This is a genomic window from Ruegeria sp. A3M17, assembly GCF_003318255.1.
Lineage (GTDB): Bacteria > Pseudomonadota > Alphaproteobacteria > Rhodobacterales > Rhodobacteraceae > Ruegeria.
The window spans coordinates 138,624-156,588 of record NZ_QOCF01000035.1 but is presented as its reverse complement, the minus strand read 5'-3'; the positions used below and the strand labels follow the sequence as shown (position 1 = coordinate 156,588).

Here is a 17,965-nt window from a genome sequence, read left to right as displayed (position 1 = left end):
GGTGTGCTTTCGCCCGATCATGATACAACTGAATAGTCTCGAAGACAGCGACCCACTGATCAAGGGATGCATGATGCCTACAATCAAGGGTGATTTGATACAGCTTGCGCTGAATGGTGAGTTTGATGTCATCATTCACGGTTGCAATTGCTTCCATGCGATGGGGGCCGGGATAGCACGGGCGATTGCGGCGGAATTCCCTGATGCGCTTGAGGCCGACAAGCAGACGGACCTTGGGTCCCGATCAAAACTCGGAACGATTTCTTCGGTCCAGATCACGCGGGGCACGACCGAATTTGTAGTGGTTAATGCCTATACCCAGTTTCATTGGGAGGGGCCGGGGCGACTTGTGGAATATGACGCGATCTCGGGTTGTTTTTCGAAGATTGCACGCGCATTCCCCGCATCGCGGATCGGCTATCCGATGATCGGTGCTGGTCTGGCCGGTGGCGATTGGGCAGAGGTCGCGCCGCTCATTGAAGCAGCTCTTGCGGGTATGGACCACACGTTGGTGATCTTGCCTGGCTGATCAGCAGGCTCGACGTTGCATATTGACATCGTTCACGGGCTTACGGCCAATGGGCCAAGTTTCTTTTAAGTATTGGAATCCGCCACTATGACCCCGAATGTGAAGGGCGCTATGCTGATGATGGGCAGCATGGCCGCCTTTACCGTGAATGACGCATTGATCAAGGTTGCGGGGGGCAGAATTGCCGCTGTTTCAGATGGTTGCGATCCGCGGAGTCTTGGCGACGTTATTGGTGTTTCTGATGGCGCGTCATCTTGGGGCGCTTCACCTGAACTTTCCGCGCCATGACAAGTGGCTTGTTGCTGCACGCTGCTTAGCTGAGTTGTCGGCCACATTCTTCTTTCTGACAGCGCTTTTACATATGCCGCTGGCGAATGTAACGGCCGTTCTTCAAGCGTTGCCACTTACGGTGACGTTGGGCGCCGTACTGTTTTTTGGTGAGCATATCGGCTGGCGCCGCATTCTAGCGATCGGGATGGGCTTTGCCGGAATGTTGCTGATCGTACGGCCGGGGCCTGATGGGTTCAGTATTTACGCGATTTACGCTCTGATTGCCGTGGCATCCGTCACCGCGCGTGATCTGATTACCCGGCGCATGTCGACGCATGTTCCTTCCTTGACGGTCACATTGGCGACGACGGTTTCCATTACATTGGCCGCAGGGATCGCAACTGCAGTCACAGGGTGGGAGCCGGTTACACTGGGGGCTGGGATAATGGTGTCCTCAGCTGCGGTCTTTGTTCTGACCGGATATCTTTGCAGCGTCATGGTCATGCGCGAAGGCGACGTCGGGTTTATCGCGCCGTTCCGGTATTCCAGCCTGATCTGGGCTTTGGGGTTGGGTTGGGTCATTTTTGGCGATTGGCCCGATACGATCACGATGTTCGGCGCTGTTCTGGTTGTGGGTGCGGGGCTGTTCACCCTGTTCCGGGAACGTCAGTCTCAACCAGCTGAGTGAGCCCGCCGCACCTTGTCCTGTTCAATGGCAAATCGCGCAATGAACTCGCCTTCTTGTTCCGGTGTCAGTGGGGACAGCTCGGTCTTGCTGGCGCGGGCATGGGGGGAGTCGTTGAAGTTGTTCAGCGTACGCACCCACATGGGCGCGTCGGGATAGCTGATCACGGGCATGAAACGACCGATCTTGTGGTGCGTGAAACTCATGATCGTGTGTTTGCAGCCGCCGGCAATATACATCCCCAGACCAACGCCCAAAAGGGATCGGAACACCGGGAGAGCTTGAGTGCCATCCGGTCCAAACCGCGCCAGAAACCCGCTGTTGAAATCCAGCCCGACCGTTCGGCTATTCCGGGTCAGTCCTCTTGCGTCAATCGCCGCAAGGCGCAGACGTACGACAAAGTCGACCGAGACGGCATCATCGTCGTCATGCCGAAACTGGAGGCACGGCTTATCCGGGTCGGTGCGGGCACTGTGCAGAACCTCTTTGACGACCGGGCGGTGCCGGGCTGGTGTACGCTTGACGATGCGGATCTGTCTAATGCCCGAGGTGAGATCATACAGCCGGTCCATGGACTTTTGGGGAAGACATTCGCCGATCAGCACCACCAGTTCAAAGTCCTCGTCTGTCTGTTCCCGAAAACCGGGCAGGGTGGTGGTTTCAAACAGACGAAACCGTTCTTCCAGCCGCTCTGGGTTATACAGGTATTGACGACGCTCTTCGACAGTTTCGTGTTCAACCTGATAGCCGCCGATTGCGGGGTAGGAAAAGCGGCACAGGCCAATGACTTGCATGTTTCGTCCATCGAAAAGTTTCGCGGCCACTATGCAGAAGTCCGCAATTGCCGGCAACGGGCGAGTGGCACTGGAAGCTGCAGCTAAGTCTTGATAAAACGCTGCCAATTGGCTTGGCGGGTATGTGCTGTTGACACTCGGGCCGACTCCCCATATACGCGCGTCATCTCGGTGCCGGGGGCCGCCCCACAACCGATTCCAGTAATGAACTGGTCAAGGCCTGGACACTTTTATCGTTCGCGCCCTCTGATAACAAACCGCGACGTTCACCTCGGAATGGGAACGCTCGCGGGTTTTGCGCTTGTGGACGCATGAGTGCAGCGAATTTAACCGCACGCATCGCGCGTGCATGTCATATGTGTTGCAAAACGGGGATATAACCGGAATGCCAACGATCCAACAGCTGATCCGCAAGCCGCGGCAGCCCAAAGTAAAACGCTCGAAGTCGATGCACCTTGAGCAGTGCCCGCAAAAGCGCGGCGTCTGTACCCGCGTGTACACCACCACACCGAAAAAGCCGAACTCGGCGATGCGTAAGGTTGCCAAAGTGCGCCTGACCAACGGGTTCGAGGTCATCTCGTACATCCCCGGTGAAAGCCACAACCTGCAGGAACACTCGGTTGTTCTGATCCGTGGCGGCCGTGTAAAAGACCTTCCCGGTGTCCGTTACCACATCCTGCGCGGTGTTCTAGATACCCAAGGCGTCAAAGACCGTAAGCAACGTCGTTCGAAATACGGCGCGAAGCGTCCCAAATAAGAAGGAGAGGCTGATATGTCACGTCGTCACGCCGCCGAAAAACGCGAAGTCCTGCCTGACGCCAAATTTGGCGACAAGGTACTGACAAAATTCATGAACAACCTGATGATCGACGGAAAAAAGTCGGTTGCAGAGCGCATCGTTTACAACGCCTTTGACCGCGTTGAAGGCAAGATCAAGCGCGCTCCTGTCGAAGTGTTCCACGAAGCACTCGACAACATCAAACCGTCGGTCGAGGTTCGCTCGCGCCGGGTTGGTGGTGCAACCTATCAGGTTCCGGTCGAAGTGCGCCCCGAGCGCCGCGAAGCACTGGCCATCCGCTGGCTGATCACTGCTGCGCGTGGCCGTAACGAAAACACAATGGAAGAACGCCTCGCTGGTGAACTGATGGACGCCGTACAGTCCCGCGGTACCGCCGTTAAGAAGCGTGAAGACACCCACAAGATGGCCGAGGCGAACAAAGCCTTCAGCCACTACCGTTGGTAATTCCAGAGGCTTATCAAAATGGCACGCGAATATACACTTAACCATTACCGTAACTTCGGTATTATGGCGCATATCGATGCAGGTAAGACCACCTGCTCGGAACGTATCCTGTATTACACCGGCAAATCCCACAACATTGGTGAGGTGCACGACGGTGCAGCCACCATGGACTGGATGGAGCAGGAGCAGGAACGCGGAATCACCATCACCTCGGCTGCGACCACCACATTCTGGGAACGCACCGAAGATGGTGAAACACCTGACTCGCCCAAGCACCGCCTGAACATCATCGACACCCCCGGTCACGTTGACTTCACCATCGAAGTTGAACGCTCTCTGGCGGTTCTCGACGGTGCTGTCTGTGTTCTGGACGCAAACGCCGGTGTTGAGCCACAGACCGAAACCGTGTGGCGTCAGGCTGACCGCTACAAGGTTCCGCGTATGGTGTTCGTCAACAAGATGGACAAGATCGGCGCCGACTTCTTCAACTGCGTTGAAATGATCGAAGACCGCACCGGCGCACGTGCTGTTCCGGTTGGTATCCCGATCGGCGCAGAGACCGAGCTGGAAGGTCTGATTGACCTCGTCACCATGGAAGAATGGTTGTGGCAGGGTGAAGATCTGGGTGCATCCTGGATCAAAGCTCCGATCCGCGATAGCCTGAAAGACATGGCCGACGAATGGCGCGGTAAAATGGTCGAAGCGGCCGTCGAAATGGACGACGACGCGATGATGGAATACCTGGAAGGCAATGAGCCCGACGTTCCGACCCTGCGCGCCCTGCTGCGCAAAGGTACTTTGGAAATCGCGTTTGTTCCGGTTCTGGGTGGTTCGGCGTTCAAGAACAAAGGCGTTCAGCCGCTGTTGAATGCTGTGATCGACTATCTGCCCAGCCCGCTGGACGTTGTTGATTACATGGGCTTCAAACCCGGTGACGAAGAAGAAACCCGTAACATCGCCCGCCGCGCGGATGATGACATGGCGTTCTCGGGCCTGGCGTTCAAAATCATGAACGACCCCTTTGTTGGCTCGCTGACCTTTACCCGCATCTATTCGGGTACTCTGGGCAAGGGCGACACGCTTCTGAACTCGACCAAGGGTAAGAAAGAGCGTATCGGCCGGATGATGATGATGCACTCGAATGATCGTGAGGAAATCACGGAAGCATTCGCAGGCGACATTATCGCGCTGGCAGGTCTGAAAGACACCACCACGGGCGACACTCTGTGTTCGACCGGCGATCCGGTGGTTCTAGAAACGATGACCTTCCCCGATCCGGTGATCGAGATTGCGGTTGAGCCGAAAACCAAGGCTGACCAGGAAAAGATGAGCCAGGGTCTGGGCCGTTTGGCTGCAGAAGACCCGTCCTTCCGCGTGGAAACTGACATCGAAAGCGGTCAGACCATCATGAAGGGCATGGGCGAACTTCACCTGGACATCCTGATTGACCGTCTCAAGCGTGAATTCAAGGTTGAAGCGAACATTGGTGCGCCGCAGGTGGCCTATCGCGAAACCATCGGTCACGAAGCCGAGATCGTTTACACCCACAAGAAACAGTCGGGTGGTTCGGGTCAGTTTGCCGAGGTGAAGATGATCATCTCGCCGACAGAACCGGGCGAAGGCTATTCGTTCGAATCCCGCGTTGTTGGTGGTTCGGTACCCAAGGAATATATCCCGGGTGTCGAAAAAGGCATCAGATCCGTCATGGATAGCGGCCCATTGGCTGGCTTCCCCGTGATCGACTTCAAAGTTGCCCTGATCGAAGGTAAATACCACGACGTAGACTCCTCGGTTCTGGCGTTTGAAATCGCGGCTCGTATGGGTATGCGTGAAGGCATGCGCAAAGCCGGTGCGAAACTGCTTGAGCCGATCATGAAGGTCGAAGTGATCACCCCGGAAGAATACACCGGCGGCATCATCGGCGACCTGACATCACGTCGGGGACAGGTTTCCGGTCAGGAAAACCGCGGCAACGCCATCGCGATCGACGCGTTCGTTCCGCTGGCCAACATGTTCGGCTACATCAACACTCTGCGTTCGATGTCGTCGGGCCGTGCCCAGTTTACCATGCAGTTCGACCACTACGATCCGGTTCCGCAGAATATCTCGGACGAGATTCAGGCGAAATACGCATAAGCGAAATCGGGGAAGGGGCGTTTGGCCTCTTCCCCTAATCAATGACAGGAGGCCATCATGGCAAAGGAAAAGTTTGAGCGTAATAAGCCGCACGTCAACATCGGCACGATTGGCCACGTTGACCACGGCAAGACCACGCTGACTGCAGCAATCACCAAGTATTTCGGTGACTTCAAAGCGTATGATCAGATTGACGGCGCGCCTGAAGAAAAAGCACGTGGCATCACCATCTCGACCGCCCACGTGGAATACGAGACCGACACGCGTCACTATGCGCACGTCGACTGCCCCGGCCACGCCGACTACGTCAAGAACATGATCACCGGTGCCGCTCAGATGGACGGCGCGATCCTGGTTGTGAACGCTGCTGACGGCCCGATGCCGCAAACGCGCGAGCACATCTTGCTGGGTCGCCAGGTTGGCATCCCGACCATGGTCGTGTTCATGAACAAAGTGGATCAGGTTGACGACGAAGAGCTGCTGGAACTGGTGGAAATGGAAATCCGCGAGTTGCTGTCTTCGTATGACTACCCCGGCGACGACATTCCGGTCATCGCAGGTTCGGCTCTGGCCGCGATGGAAGGCAACAAGCCGGAAATCGGCGAAGAATCGATCCGCAAGCTGATGGCTGCCGTGGACGAGTACATCCCGACGCCTGAGCGCGCTGTTGACCAGCCGTTCCTGATGCCGGTCGAAGACGTGTTCTCGATCTCGGGTCGTGGTACCGTTGTGACCGGCCGTGTTGAGCGTGGCGTGATCAACGTTGGCGACGAGATCGAAATCGTCGGCATCCGTGACACTCAGAAAACCACCTGTACCGGTGTTGAAATGTTCCGCAAGCTGCTGGATCGCGGCGAAGCGGGCGACAACATCGGCGCCCTGCTGCGCGGCATCGACCGTGAAGGCGTTGAGCGTGGTCAGGTTCTGTGTAAGCCGGGTTCGGTTACACCGCACACCAAGTTCGAAGCCGAAGCCTATATCTTGACCAAGGAAGAAGGCGGTCGTCACACTCCGTTCTTCGCGAACTACCGTCCGCAGTTCTACTTCCGTACGACTGACGTGACCGGGACCGTGACCCTGGCAGCTGGCACCGAGATGGTTATGCCTGGCGACAACGTGTCGTTCGAGGTTGAGCTGATCGCACCGATCGCAATGGAAAACGGCCTGCGTTTCGCCATCCGTGAAGGCGGCCGCACCGTCGGCGCCGGCGTCGTGTCGAAAATCGTCGAGTAAGCGCTCGCGAGATACCAAACGAAAAGGGCGTCCCTCGGGACGCCCTTTTTTGTTTGCATTCCTGCTATGGTCAGCACGCGTTGTGCGGAAAGGAATTAATCGTAGGCCGCGTCGACGATGAATTCCACTTTCAGCTCGGCGCGCGCCAATTTGGCTTCGCCGCAAGCCCGCGCAGGGGCATGGCCCTTTGGAACCCAGGCATTCCAGACCTCGTTCAATCCGGCAAAATCCTTCATGTCCGCCAGCCAGATTGTTACGCACAGCATATTTTCGCGCGATGAGCCAGCCTGTTCGAGAAGGGCGTCAATCTTGTCGAGGCAAATTCGGACCTGTTCCTGAATCGTCTCGCCCTCGGCGACTTGCCCGGTCAGGTAGGCCACGCCGTTATGTTTCACAATTTTGGAGGACCGTTCGCCGGTGTCGATGCGTTCAATCATGGGGTATTCTCGTTTTCTGGTGTCGGATACGGTCGTTCATGGCCACAATCCACCAGTATGGCAAACGGAAACCGTTTGAGTGCGTTTCAGAGAAATTTAATACACAGGAAACAAACGTAATCTGAAAGCGCGTGGATCTATCACGCATTCGTGCCGCCTCGATTGCTTGTTTTTGCTTTCTTCCGTTCAAACGCGAACGGGCTTTTCCATGCCGGCGCTGAGTGGCCTCGGCGTGGATTGTAAAGGCCGTTGATACCTACAACAAAACTGCCACCGCCAGCCCTTCCGTAAAATCTCTGAAAGATCTGCGGGGGGCTTCCTTCGGCACACAGGCGAATTTTTTGGCCGCGTCACCCGGGGCGGTCTTTTTCTTTTCACAATTGTCAGTATTCTTGCGGCAGACATTCAGGTTTTCGGCAGCATGATCAAATTGTTAACAAAATTCACCGGATTTTCCCTAACAGCAATGATCGCGATTGCTGGCGTAGGGCAGGCCAAGCCTTTGCTTACGAACTCTCAGGAAACCTATGTTTCCGCCTGCCTGGATCAGAGTGACACACTAGAGCGTATCATCGAAGTCTGCCAGCACGGGCTGGGTGATGTCGGCGCGTCTGATCGGCAGCGTATTGAGATGTTGGATAAGCTGGCATGGGCCTACTATGATCTCGATGATATGGATCAGGCCGATGACGCGTTTGCCGAAATCCTGGCCTTGAATCCCGATGCCGAGCTTGGGCTGCAGGGGCGGGCGTGGGTGCATTACAATCGCGATGATTATGCGGCTGCGACCGCGTTGTTTAGGCAAGCCGTATCGCGCAAGCCCAATGCAAGCAACATGGCTGGTCTGGCCGCCAGCGCGCGCCGGGCCGGAGAGATGGATTTTGCCGATTTCGAAGAGTTGATGCAAACCGCTCTGGCCCTGAACCCGGAATACACTTGGGCGATGCGGGAACTGGCCTGGAAATTGGTGGACCATCACCGGCAGGACGAAGCGCTGAGCATGTTCAGTACCGCCAGCGACCTCGATCCATATGATCCATATGCGGAATACGGAGTCGCCTTTCTGTTGTCCGAGCAGAACGATTGGGAAGCCGCGTTTGACCATGTAAGCCGGGCATTGGAACTGAAGCCGGATTTCGTGACCGCATTATCGCGCCGGTCCCTTATCCTGCTGATGCTGGATCGGCCCAAACAAGCATTGAAAGATGCAGAAGCGGTGATTGAGGCCGAACCTGATGACACGGACGGCTACGTGCGAAAGGCGCGGGCGCTGTCGGACCTAGGCCAAAGATCACAGGCGCATGAGGTGTTGGAGCTGGCGGAAAGCCGGGTGGGGCCGGGCAGCTATCTGCTTTATTGGCGGGCCAACCTGTTGGCGGACGACCTCGATTATGAAGCTGCACTTTTTCACATTCGACGCAGTGTCGCGCTTGAGGGTGCCGACCGCTTTGACCACCGCCTGCATGCGGATATTGCGTTAGGTCTGGGCCACACGGACGAGGCGCGTGATGCCATTGATCAGGCGCTTGGACTCCATCCCGATGGAGAGTTTGAGCAATATACGAATGCACTGGTGATGCTGGCTGAAGACAGGTTCGATGCAGCAGAAAGCATGTTCGATTCTGCCACCGCCGCAGGCCTGCATCAGGACTACCTTGGCGATTTTCTGGTCGCTTTGGTAGCCGAGGGACGGTTCATGCAAGCGATCAAGATGCGTGCTCGGTACGAAAACCGCCAACCGGATGCGACAAGTGATGCGCAACGTTCGAACTAGCGCGTCACTTCGAATGCAGTGATATTTACGAGATCGCCGATTCCGCCGCGCTACGCACCGCTTTGATGTTTGCGCCGTAGACGTCCGGGTTATCGACCGAACCGCCCTTGAATACGGCTGAACCTGCGACCAGCACATCCGCACCAGCTGCGGCCACCAACGGGGCGGTCTTGGGGTCGACGCCACCGTCAATCTCGATATGGATCGGACGGTCTCCGATCATCGATCGCAGTTTGCGAATCTTGCTGGTCATGTCGATGAATTTCTGGCCACCAAAGCCGGGGTTCACTGTCATGACGCAAACCAGATCGGTCAGGTCCAGCAGGTGTTCAACCGCGTCGGCCGGGGTGCCGGGGTTCAACGCAACGCCCGCCTTCATGCCAGCGGCGCGAATCGCCTGCAAAGTACGGTGGGTATGGGCCCCGGCCTCGATATGTGCAGTCAGGATATCGGCGCCTGCATCCGCGTAGGCCTGAATGTACGGATCAACCGGTGTGATCATCAGATGCACGTCCATGACTGTTTTGACATGGGGGCGGAACGCTTTGACGGCGGGTGGGCCAAAGGTCAGGTTGGGCACGAAATGGCCGTCCATGACGTCGATATGGACCCAATCCGCCCCCTGGGCTTCGATGGCCTGAATCTCGGCACCGAAATTTGCGAAATCTGCGGATAGGATCGACGGGGCGATCTTGATGCTGCGGTCAAAGCTCATGAATGGCCTCATATAGATAGCGTGTTGGCACAGCGTATAGCGGCGATACGCGCCAATGGGTAGGCCTTCGGTGCGCAGGGGTGTTTACAAAACTTTCACTGTGCCGACACAAAGCCGTTGAATCCCGCCTGTAGCTAGTCGCCAACACGAATTGGGGGTGGCACGTGCTGCGGATAGAAAAACTGACCAAGCGCTTTGGCGACAACGTGGCCGTTGATGCAGCGACGCTGGATGTAGACAAGCCATGCATGATTGGCATCATCGGGCGGTCCGGCGCGGGCAAGTCGACGTTGTTGCGGATGATCAATCGTCTAACGGGTGCAAGCGATGGCGAGATCCTGTTTCAAGGTCGTGATATCACCAAGCTGAAAGGCCGTGATAAACGCGCATGGCAGGCTGATTGCGCGATGATCTTTCAGCAGTTCAATCTGGTGCCGCGTATGGATGTGGTGTCGAACGTGCTGCATGGCACGTTGAACCGCCACTCGACACTGGCGACCATGTTCAACCTGTTCCCGATGGAAGATATCCACCGGGCGATTGATATTCTGGATCGCCTCGGCATCGCCGCGCACGCGCCCAAACGCGTCGAAGCGCTGTCGGGTGGTCAGCAACAGCGCGTCGCCATCGCGCGCGCCCTGATGCAGGACCCAAAGATCATTCTGGCTGACGAACCGATTGCTTCGCTTGACCCGATGAACGCGCAGGTCGTGATGCAGGCGCTGCGCCGCATCCACGAGGAAGACGGCCGCACCATCATCGCTAACCTGCATACGCTGGATACCGCCCGCCGTTATTGCGACCGCGTCGTCGGTATGCGCGATGGACGTATCGTTTTCGACGGGTTGCCCGAGCAACTGACAACTGGCGTGGCCCGCGAAATTTATGGTGCCGACGCCAGCTTCTCGGAAGAGGCAACTTCGACCCAGATCGAAACACTCGACGCGACCCAAAATGCGCTGATGGAAGCCGAGGCGACCATCTAGGCCAGACCCAACCCTTTCATCGACCGGCCGATGAAAGGCCGGCGCATCAAACCGGAGAGAGACAGATGAAAAAACTGATTGCCGCCCTGGTGGCCACAACTGCGATAGCCGCGCCAGCCATGGCGCAAGAGATTTCTGAATTCCGCATTGGTATTTTGGGCGGAGAAAACGCGCAGGACCGTCTGAGCAAGCAGGAATGCTTGCGCGAGCAGACCCAGGAATTGCTGGGCGTTGAAACCAAACTGTTTGCACCGGCGGACTATAACGGTGTCATTCAAGGGCTGCTTGGCGGCACTATCGACATGGCCTGGCTGGGTGCATCGGGGTACGCCAAAACCTACCTGAGCGATCCTGAGGCGGTCGAGCCTGTTCTGGTCAAAGTCAACACCGATGGCAGCTATGGCTACTATTCGATCGGATTTGCCCGCAAGGACAGCGGCATTGCTGCGCTGGAAGGCATGAAGGGCAAGACCTTTGGCTTTGGCGACCCCAATTCGACCTCGGGCTTCCTTATCCCGTCAATCGAAATTCCGCAGGCAACCGGCGCAACCATGACTTCGGGCGACTATTTTGGTGAAGTCAAATTCACCGGTGGTCATGAGCAGACCATTGTGGCCGTAAACAACGGTGACGTCGACGGTGGGGTGACATGGGCCGACGGCCTAGGGGACTGGGAAGACGGTTATCAGTCCGGTGCGTTGCGCCGTGCCGTGGATGCCGGTCTGGTCGACATGAACGACCTGGTCGAGATTTGGAAATCCGCTCCGATCCCCGAAGGCCCGTTCGTTCTGCGCACCGAACTGCCCGAGGATGTCAAAATCAAGATGACCGGTATGCTGGCCTCGATGAATTCGATTGATCCGGACTGCATGTACAACGTTCTGGGGGGGGAATCCAAAGGCCTGATGCCGATCACCCACGACGCTTACGAAATCATCATCGAAGCGCGCAAGCTGAAGTCCAACTAAGCCCGTACGCGCAATGATCGGGGTCCGGCGCACAACCGGACCCCGTTTTTCCACTCAGGAGTATTCCATGACAGACCTGACCACCGGGTCCCCAAGCGTCGACCAGATCCGGACCGACTATACCGAGATGACCCGGCGCAAGCGGGTCTATGGCGGTATCCTTCTGATCGTATTCGTGGCGATGATGGCCGCCGGCTTTCGCACCGCCGACAGCCGAAACGCAGGCAGCTTTACAGATGGCTGGCGCCGCATCTTTGATTACCCCGCCGAGGTACTGTCCGAGGCTTGGGAAAAGATCGGCGCGTTGCCTGCCAATCTGGTAGAGTTCTTTCCGGCGCTGCTTGAGACACTCAACATCGCTGCGGCTTCGACCCTGATCGGGACAATTTTAGGTACGTTTCTGGCGTTGATGTCGACACGCGGAATGGCACTGTGGCCCACACTGATTCCACTATTCCGCCGCATCTCAGATGTTTTTCGCGCGGTCCCCGAGATCGTTATCGCTTTGGTTTTGATCTTTGTGCTGGGCGGTGGTCCGGTGCCCGCAATGATTGCCATTGCCATTCATACGGCGGGTGCGCTGGGCAAGCTGTTCTCGGAAGTGAACGAAAATGCCTCTCTGAAACCGGTCGAGGGGCTTCATTCGGTTGGCGCAAACTGGTCTCAGCGGATGTATTTGGGCGTGATCCCGCAGGTTGGACCGAACTATGTCAGCTATGCGCTGCTGCGGTTCGAAATCAACATTCGCGCCTCGGCCATTCTGGGTTTTGTTGGTGCGGGCGGGCTGGGATACGAGCTGCGCAACGCGATGTCCTGGGGGCAGGGGCGTTATGACGAAGCAGCAGCTATCTTCCTTCTGCTGTTCGTCACGATTGTTGTTGTCGATCAGATGTCGGGCCTGCTGCGTGAGCGTCTGACCCATGGTTCCGAGAAAGGAGCACTGGCATGAGCACCTTTGCCACTGACCTGACCATCGACGAGTTGAAGGCCGAGGCCGACCGTCTGTTCAACCGCAAACGGCTGACAAACTTTGGATTGCCCGCGCTTGTTTTTGTCTATCTGGTTTACGTGTTCTTTGCTTTCGACGTGTCTGGAATGGCCCAGCGTGCGAATTGGGAAAACGGTAAAACGCTGATCGCAGACAGCTACAGCTACAAAACGCATGTTTCGCGTGACAATCGCACTGGTGAGGTCTCAACCGCGATCGAAGGTGAACGCAAAGGCCGCTACCCCGACGGTGAGGCTCCGGACTGGGTGAGTTTAGGCGAAACTACGGTCATTGATCTGGAAGACGGCCACATCGTCCGATTTGGCCCAAAGATCATCGAGTACGAAATCCCCGGCTTTGGCATTGTTCGCGCGACACCGATCCGTTCTGCTGGTGTTCAGGCTGAACTGCCCGCAGGCGAGGTGCCGGATTGGATCAACGTCTCAAAAAACCGCATGGCGATTACAACGGATGCGGGGCGTCTGACCGTGACCCGCAACCGGTCCGAGGTCTTTCGCTATTTCAACGGGTGGGAGCTGTTCTGGTTCACGCTTGATAGCCCTTACTATGGTAAGCCGTTTCCGGAATTGGCCGGACTGGCTGCGCGGGGTGAGGCTGGAGCAATCTTAAACGACTTTTGGACCAACAAGATGTGGCGGCATCAAGACGTTGCATGGGCCATCTTTGAAACCATCCTGATGGCATTTCTCGGCACGTTAGGTGCGGGTATGATCGCATTGCCTTTGGCGTTTCTCGCCACGCGCAATTTCAACCCGCTCAAATCCGTCCGGTTTCTGACACGGCGTGTGTTCGACTTTGTGCGCGGCGTGGACGCGCTGATCTGGACGGTTGTTCTGGCCCGCGCTTTTGGACCCGGCCCGCTGACGGGAGCACTGGCCATTCTGGTGACCGATACCGGCACGTTCGGCAAGATATTCTCGGAAGCGCTGGAAAACGTCGACGAAAAGCAGATCGAAGGTGTGCAATCCACCGGGGCGAATGCACCGCAACGCTATCGCTATGGTGTGATCCCACAGGTGACGCCGGTGCTGCTGAGTCAGTTACTCTACTTCCTTGAATCCAACACCCGTAGCGCCACGGTGATCGGTGCGATCACCGGCGGTGGCATCGGTCTGTTGCTGACGCAAGCGATCATCACCCAGAAGGATTGGGAAGAGGTTGCCTATTACATTGTCCTGATCATCCTGATGGTGATGCTGATGGACTGGTTCTCGGGCTGGCTGCGCCGACGGCTTATCCAGGGAGAGACAGGTAAGATACGCAAAGCCAGGGACACAAAGGCAAAGTCGTTCTTTTTACCGTGACTCATGACTAAGGACCACAAAACCATGGCGCGACTGCGTTCCGACCAACCGTTTATCCATCCTGATTGCCAAATCTCGGGTGGTTCCTTCGGCGAATTTGTCGAAATTGGTGCGGGAAGCCGCGTTGTGAACTCTGCTTTCGGTGACTATTCGTATTGCGACCGGACCTGTGACATTGCGAATGCCGAGATCGGGAAGTTCGCCAATATCGCAAGTTTCACACGGATAGGCGCGACAGATCATCCGACGGAAAAGGCGTCATTGCATCACTTCCTGTATCGCTCGGCAGATTACTGGGATGATGCCGAGGATGATGCGGATTGGTTCAATCATCGCGCCAGTCGCGCCGCCCGGATCGGCCATGATACCTGGATTGGACATGCGGCAATTATCAAACCTGAAGTGACCATTGGGCACGGCGCGGTGGTCGCCTCGGGGTCTGTCGTCACCAAGGACGTTGCGCCTTATACAATTGTGGGCGGCGTTACGGCCAAACCGATCCGCAACCGTTATCCGGTTGGCGTGGCTGAGCGGATGATGGACCTGGCCTGGTGGGATTGGGACAATGCCCGTCTGCGCGCGGCCCTGCCGGATTTCCGAATATTGAGCGCCGAGGCTTTCCTGGAAAAATACGAGCTGACTTGAATAGGCAAGAACCGAAACCTCCCGTGCCCGCACCCGCATTGGCTATGACCAACGGGATGAGACCTCGTTCAGGAGGTCGAGACGGGCGGGAGGGTCGTTGCGGCCTAGTCCTCGTTCAGGGTCAGGGTGACCCGATCTCCGGCAAACACGGTGCGCCCGAATTCAACCGGTAGACCATTCGAATCTGCATTCACGCCGACGGAATAAAGAACGGGTGCACCTTCGGTCAATCGCAGGTGCAGGGCTTGTGTTGCTGTCGCCGCGCGCGCAGTCAGGCGTGTCGAGACGCGGGTATAGTCCTTCACACCGCAGTGCTGCAAAGCCTTCGTTACTGATTCGGTTTCGGACAGCGCCTCAAGAATGCCGGGCAAGCGGTCTGCGGGAAAGACACTTTGGAACAGCCCGATCGGCTGCCCATCCGCCAGAGACAGTCCGTCATATACGTTCACCTGATCGCCTGAAGCGATTTCTAAAGCCTTCGCTTCAGTTTCATCTGCGGCGCGCGTTGTGAGTGTCAGGATCTTTTTGCCGGGGATTTTACCGCTGGCCGAGATGCTCTTGTGGTATCGGACGCGCTTGCCGATGGCATAATCGGTCGGACGGGCCGCCACAAAGACACCGGCGCCGCGACGGGCATGCACCAGACCTTGGTCCGCCAGATCCAACAGTGCACGCCGTACCGTGTGGCGGTTGACCCCGTGTTTTGCCGCCAATTGTGCCTCGGTCGGTAGGCGGTCGCCAGTATTGTAGCGACCTTCTGCAATGTCGGATGTCAGGTTCAGCGCGATGCTTTTCCAGACGGGTGTTTTTCTCATGTCATCAAATCTTCACAAGGTTGCGGATTGCCAGCCCAAGCAACGGGATGTAGTATTTGTCTAGTTGTATAGTCTAAGTAGACAACCTGGCCAAGAGGCTTTGATGACAGATCAAACAAATAATTCTAAGGCGACGCGGCAGGACTGGATGGGCCTACTGGCGCGTGCGCCTGAAAGTGCGCTGATGCCCCTTTGGGATAAGTACGAAGGACGCCCGAATTTTGAATGGCTGCGCAGCCCAGAAGTGGGTGGCGTCATGGTACGCGGGCGCACTGGTGGCACCGGTGCTCGGTTCAACCTTGGCGAAATGACCGTCACACGGTGTTCCCTGGTGCTGCACGATGGAACGGTTGGGCATGGATACGTGCAGGGCCGGTCCAAGCCCAAGGCGCAGGCGGCTGCGTTGATTGATGCCTTGATGCAGACCTCGGCTGCGGGTGCAGTTCATGACCAAGTGATCGCGCCGCTCAAGGGTCAGATGCAGACCGACAGAACAGATCGGGCGTCCAAAGCCGCAGCGACGAAGGTTGAGTTTTTCACCATGGTAAGGGGAGAGGACACATGACGGCGCAGACCCAGTTTTCCGGGGGTTTTCAGAACGCACCTGTCCAGGCCGCGCATGCATTCCGCGCCGCTATGACCGTGATGGCCCGACCCGGAGAAATCCGTGACCTGAAGGGTGCGCAACCGCCAAAGCCCTTGTCGATCGCAGCGGGAACCTTGCTGCTGACTTTGTGTGACCCCGAGACAAAGGTCCATCTGGCGGGCGCGTTCAACACCGATGCGTTGCGCGAGTGGCTGACCTTTCACACAGGTGCGCCCATTTCACAGGCTGCTGGTGCAGATTTTGCCGTAGGGAGCTGGGCCGAGCTCAGCCCATTGAGCACATATCGTATCGGTACCGCAGAATACCCGGATCGGTCGACCACCTTGATTGTTGAATGTGACGCGCTGCAACAAGCAGGTGCCATTCTAAGTGGTCCGGGGATCAAAGACACTGCGCGGCTGTCCTTGCCGGATGCTCCGGCATTGCAGGCCAACGCGGCTTTGTACCCGCTTGGATGTGACTTCTTTTTTACCTGCAGCGACCGGGTGGCGGCCCTGCCGCGCAGTACTCAGATCAATGTGGAGGCCTAGGCAATGTATGTTGCAGTCAAGGGTGGCGAGACGGCCATCGAAAACGCACATGCCTGGTTGGCTGAAGAAAGACGCGGCGCAACCGATATTGACGAACTGAGCATCGCCCAAATCCGGGAACAGCTGGGTCTGGCGGTCAATCGTGTGATGGCCGAGGGGTCCTTGTACGACCCCGATTTGGCGACCCTGGCAATCAAGCAGTCGCGTGGCGATTTGATCGAGGCGATCTTTCTGATCAGGGCCTACCGGACGACATTGCCGCGATTTGGCTATTCGAACCCGGTTAAGACCGGTGAAATGGCGTGTGATCGCCGGATTTCGGCCACGTTCAAGGATGCGCCGGGCGGGCAGGTGCTGGGGCCAACCTTTGATTACACGCACCGCTTGCTGGACTTCAAATTGGCCGCCGAAGGTGAGGTTCCGGCTGCGCTTACGGCACAACCCCGCACCGAGGCGACGCCGCATATCACTGAATTCCTGAAGGGCGAGGACATCATTCAGGATGAACCCGCCAGTGACACCACCCCGGGTGATCTGACCCGCGAACCGATGGAGTTTCCGTCGAACCGCCCGTTGCGTCTGCAATCCTTAACCCGCGGGGATGAGGGGTTTGTGCTGGGCATGGCCTATTCCACCCAACGCGGTTACGCCCGCAACCATGCATTCGTCGGTGAGCTGCGGATCGGTAAGGTCGGAGTGGAAATGGACATCCCGGAGCTGGGTTTCGCCATCGACATCGGCGAAATCGAATTGACCGAATGCGAGACGGTGAACCAGTTCAAGGGTTCCAAGACGGAACCCCCGCAATTCACCCGTGGCTATGGTTTGGTGTTTGGTCAGTCTGAACGGAAATCCATCGCGATGGCTCTGGTGGATCGCGCCCTACGTTGGGAAGAGTTGGGCGAAGACAATTTGGGTGCCCCCGCACAGGATGAGGAATTCGTCCTCAGCCACGCGGACAACATTCAGGCGACCGGGTTCCTCGAACATATCAAACTGCCGCATTACGTGGACTTCCAGTCCGAGTTGGAACTGGTCCGCAAACTGCGCCGCGAAGCCGAAGAACGGATCACGCCAAAGGAGGCTGCAGAATGATGGCTGCCGTGTTCAATATCGGTGATCTGCTGCTCGACTGGCAACTCCACGCACGGGTCAACGCGTTGGCGGTCGAGCTTTGTGCAAGGGGTCGCTTATGAGCTGGACTGCGTCTGCATCCCCACTTGGGCAAACTAGGCTGAAGAATTGCCAAACCTACCTTACGGGCGTCGCAGGTTTCTACCGGGCG

18 protein-coding genes and 1 pseudogene are annotated in these 17,965 nt (G+C 57.1%); 15 read left to right on the top strand and 4 right to left on the bottom strand.

The annotated features are described in order from the left end of the window. The first annotated feature begins 19 nt into the window (after positions 1–19). Positions 20–529 carry a macro domain-containing protein gene (locus DS906_RS19290; RefSeq protein WP_199528602.1) on the top strand — a complete coding sequence of 170 codons (510 nt, stop codon included), beginning with the start codon at positions 20–22 and terminating at the stop codon, positions 527–529. 87 nt (positions 530–616) lie between these two features. Continuing rightward, a pseudogene (locus DS906_RS19285) lies at positions 617–1,487 on the top strand (DMT family transporter). On the opposite strand, the gene DS906_RS19280 reads toward DS906_RS19285, so the two are convergent. After that, a complete protein-coding gene (locus DS906_RS19280; protein ID WP_113791857.1) occupies positions 1,472–2,278 on the bottom strand; it encodes a putative rhamnosyl transferase in 807 nt (268 codons plus the stop codon). The pseudogene DS906_RS19285 and the gene DS906_RS19280 overlap by 16 nt on opposite strands. A gap of 385 nt (positions 2,279–2,663) precedes the next feature. Here DS906_RS19280 and rpsL point away from each other — a divergent pair, with 385 nt between their 5' ends. From rpsL to tuf, 4 genes are read left to right on the top strand one after another with little or no spacing between them, the layout of a single operon-like run. Next, complete coding sequence (rpsL, locus tag DS906_RS19275) at positions 2,664–3,035, top strand: 30S ribosomal protein S12 (RefSeq protein ID WP_005621086.1); 372 nt, start codon at positions 2,664–2,666, stop codon at positions 3,033–3,035. 15 nt (positions 3,036–3,050) lie between these two features. Next, a complete protein-coding gene (gene rpsG, locus DS906_RS19270) occupies positions 3,051–3,521 on the top strand; it encodes a 30S ribosomal protein S7 (RefSeq protein ID WP_113791688.1) in 471 nt (156 codons plus the stop codon). A gap of 18 nt (positions 3,522–3,539) precedes the next feature. Beyond that, a complete protein-coding gene (gene fusA, locus DS906_RS19265; RefSeq protein ID WP_113791687.1) occupies positions 3,540–5,657 on the top strand; it encodes an elongation factor G in 2,118 nt (705 codons plus the stop codon). 57 nt (positions 5,658–5,714) lie between these two features. After that, a complete protein-coding gene (tuf, locus tag DS906_RS19260; RefSeq protein WP_108861257.1) occupies positions 5,715–6,890 on the top strand; it encodes an elongation factor Tu in 1,176 nt (391 codons plus the stop codon). A gap of 95 nt (positions 6,891–6,985) precedes the next feature. Here the strand turns inward: tuf and DS906_RS19255 are convergent, their stop codons facing one another. Continuing rightward, positions 6,986–7,327, bottom strand: coding sequence for a RidA family protein (locus DS906_RS19255; RefSeq protein WP_113791686.1), 342 nt, complete (start codon positions 7,325–7,327; stop codon positions 6,986–6,988). A 421-nt stretch (positions 7,328–7,748) separates the two neighbouring features. Here DS906_RS19255 and DS906_RS19245 point away from each other — a divergent pair, with 421 nt between their 5' ends. Beyond that, a complete protein-coding gene (locus DS906_RS19245) occupies positions 7,749–9,101 on the top strand; it encodes a tetratricopeptide repeat protein (RefSeq protein WP_113791684.1) in 1,353 nt (450 codons plus the stop codon). 25 nt (positions 9,102–9,126) lie between these two features. On the opposite strand, the gene rpe is transcribed toward DS906_RS19245, so the two are convergent. Then, positions 9,127–9,816: a ribulose-phosphate 3-epimerase gene (gene rpe / locus DS906_RS19240; protein ID WP_113791683.1), complete on the bottom strand. Its 690-nt coding sequence runs from the start codon at positions 9,814–9,816 to the stop codon at positions 9,127–9,129. A gap of 164 nt (positions 9,817–9,980) precedes the next feature. On the opposite strand from rpe, the gene phnC reads away from it, so the two are divergent. The 5 genes from phnC to DS906_RS19215 all read left to right on the top strand — a co-directional run bounded on the left by phnC (position 9,981) and on the right by DS906_RS19215 (position 14,728). Beyond that, positions 9,981–10,802 (top strand): phosphonate ABC transporter ATP-binding protein, encoded by an 822-nt coding sequence (phnC, locus tag DS906_RS19235; protein ID WP_113791682.1) that lies wholly within the window; start codon positions 9,981–9,983, stop codon positions 10,800–10,802. A 65-nt stretch (positions 10,803–10,867) separates the two neighbouring features. Next, complete coding sequence (gene phnD, locus DS906_RS19230) at positions 10,868–11,770, top strand: phosphonate ABC transporter substrate-binding protein (RefSeq protein ID WP_113791681.1); 903 nt, start codon at positions 10,868–10,870, stop codon at positions 11,768–11,770. Between the two features lie 67 nt (positions 11,771–11,837). Next, a complete protein-coding gene (gene phnE, locus DS906_RS19225; RefSeq protein WP_113791680.1) occupies positions 11,838–12,719 on the top strand; it encodes a phosphonate ABC transporter, permease protein PhnE in 882 nt (293 codons plus the stop codon). Then, positions 12,716–14,083, top strand: coding sequence for a phosphonate ABC transporter, permease protein PhnE (gene phnE, locus DS906_RS19220; protein ID WP_113791679.1), 1,368 nt, complete (start codon positions 12,716–12,718; stop codon positions 14,081–14,083). Before phnE (DS906_RS19225) ends, phnE (DS906_RS19220) begins: the two co-directional genes overlap by 4 nt. Before the next feature lie 24 nt (positions 14,084–14,107). Further along, complete coding sequence (locus DS906_RS19215; RefSeq protein ID WP_113791856.1) at positions 14,108–14,728, top strand: chloramphenicol acetyltransferase; 621 nt, start codon at positions 14,108–14,110, stop codon at positions 14,726–14,728. Between the two features lie 104 nt (positions 14,729–14,832). Here DS906_RS19215 and phnF read toward each other — a convergent pair whose 3' ends face one another. Beyond that, entirely contained in the window at positions 14,833–15,543 is a 711-nt protein-coding gene (gene phnF, locus DS906_RS19210) for a phosphonate metabolism transcriptional regulator PhnF (RefSeq protein ID WP_113791678.1), read from the bottom strand. A gap of 103 nt (positions 15,544–15,646) precedes the next feature. Between phnF and phnG the strand changes: the two genes are divergently transcribed. Genes phnG through DS906_RS19195 form a run of 3 tightly spaced genes read left to right on the top strand, consistent with a single transcriptional unit; the run spans position 15,647 to position 17,775 of the window. Then, positions 15,647–16,108 (top strand): phosphonate C-P lyase system protein PhnG, encoded by a 462-nt coding sequence (gene phnG, locus DS906_RS19205; protein ID WP_113791677.1) that lies wholly within the window; start codon positions 15,647–15,649, stop codon positions 16,106–16,108. Beyond that, the gene (gene phnH, locus DS906_RS19200) at positions 16,105–16,680 is read left to right on the top strand and encodes a phosphonate C-P lyase system protein PhnH (RefSeq protein WP_113791676.1); all 576 of its coding nucleotides are present in this window, start codon (positions 16,105–16,107) and stop codon (positions 16,678–16,680) included. Before phnG ends, phnH begins: the two co-directional genes overlap by 4 nt. Before the next feature lie 3 nt (positions 16,681–16,683). Then, positions 16,684–17,775: a carbon-phosphorus lyase complex subunit PhnI gene (locus DS906_RS19195; RefSeq protein WP_113791675.1), complete on the top strand. Its 1,092-nt coding sequence runs from the start codon at positions 16,684–16,686 to the stop codon at positions 17,773–17,775. Positions 17,776–17,965: the final 190 nt, after the last annotated feature.

Bases quoted from the DNA above. Each gene is read 5' to 3' on its own strand.
- DS906_RS19290 (WP_199528602.1), top strand. From the start codon at position 20: ATGATACAACTGAATAGTCTCGAAGACAGCGACCCACTGATCAAGGGA.
- DS906_RS19280 (WP_113791857.1), bottom strand. From the start codon at position 2,278: ATGCAAGTCATTGGCCTGTGCCGCTTTTCCTACCCCGCAATCGGCGGC.
- rpsL (WP_005621086.1), top strand. From the start codon at position 2,664: ATGCCAACGATCCAACAGCTGATCCGCAAGCCGCGGCAGCCCAAAGTA.
- rpsG (WP_113791688.1), top strand. From the start codon at position 3,051: ATGTCACGTCGTCACGCCGCCGAAAAACGCGAAGTCCTGCCTGACGCC.
- fusA (WP_113791687.1), top strand. From the start codon at position 3,540: ATGGCACGCGAATATACACTTAACCATTACCGTAACTTCGGTATTATG.
- tuf (WP_108861257.1), top strand. From the start codon at position 5,715: ATGGCAAAGGAAAAGTTTGAGCGTAATAAGCCGCACGTCAACATCGGC.
- DS906_RS19255 (WP_113791686.1), bottom strand. From the start codon at position 7,327: ATGATTGAACGCATCGACACCGGCGAACGGTCCTCCAAAATTGTGAAA.
- DS906_RS19245 (WP_113791684.1), top strand. From the start codon at position 7,749: ATGATCAAATTGTTAACAAAATTCACCGGATTTTCCCTAACAGCAATG.
- rpe (WP_113791683.1), bottom strand. From the start codon at position 9,816: ATGAGCTTTGACCGCAGCATCAAGATCGCCCCGTCGATCCTATCCGCA.
- phnD (WP_113791681.1), top strand. From the start codon at position 10,868: ATGAAAAAACTGATTGCCGCCCTGGTGGCCACAACTGCGATAGCCGCG.
- phnE (WP_113791680.1), top strand. From the start codon at position 11,838: ATGACAGACCTGACCACCGGGTCCCCAAGCGTCGACCAGATCCGGACC.
- phnE (WP_113791679.1), top strand. From the start codon at position 12,716: ATGAGCACCTTTGCCACTGACCTGACCATCGACGAGTTGAAGGCCGAG.
- DS906_RS19215 (WP_113791856.1), top strand. From the start codon at position 14,108: ATGGCGCGACTGCGTTCCGACCAACCGTTTATCCATCCTGATTGCCAA.
- phnF (WP_113791678.1), bottom strand. From the start codon at position 15,543: ATGAGAAAAACACCCGTCTGGAAAAGCATCGCGCTGAACCTGACATCC.
- phnG (WP_113791677.1), top strand. From the start codon at position 15,647: ATGACAGATCAAACAAATAATTCTAAGGCGACGCGGCAGGACTGGATG.
- phnH (WP_113791676.1), top strand. From the start codon at position 16,105: ATGACGGCGCAGACCCAGTTTTCCGGGGGTTTTCAGAACGCACCTGTC.
- DS906_RS19195 (WP_113791675.1), top strand. From the start codon at position 16,684: ATGTATGTTGCAGTCAAGGGTGGCGAGACGGCCATCGAAAACGCACAT.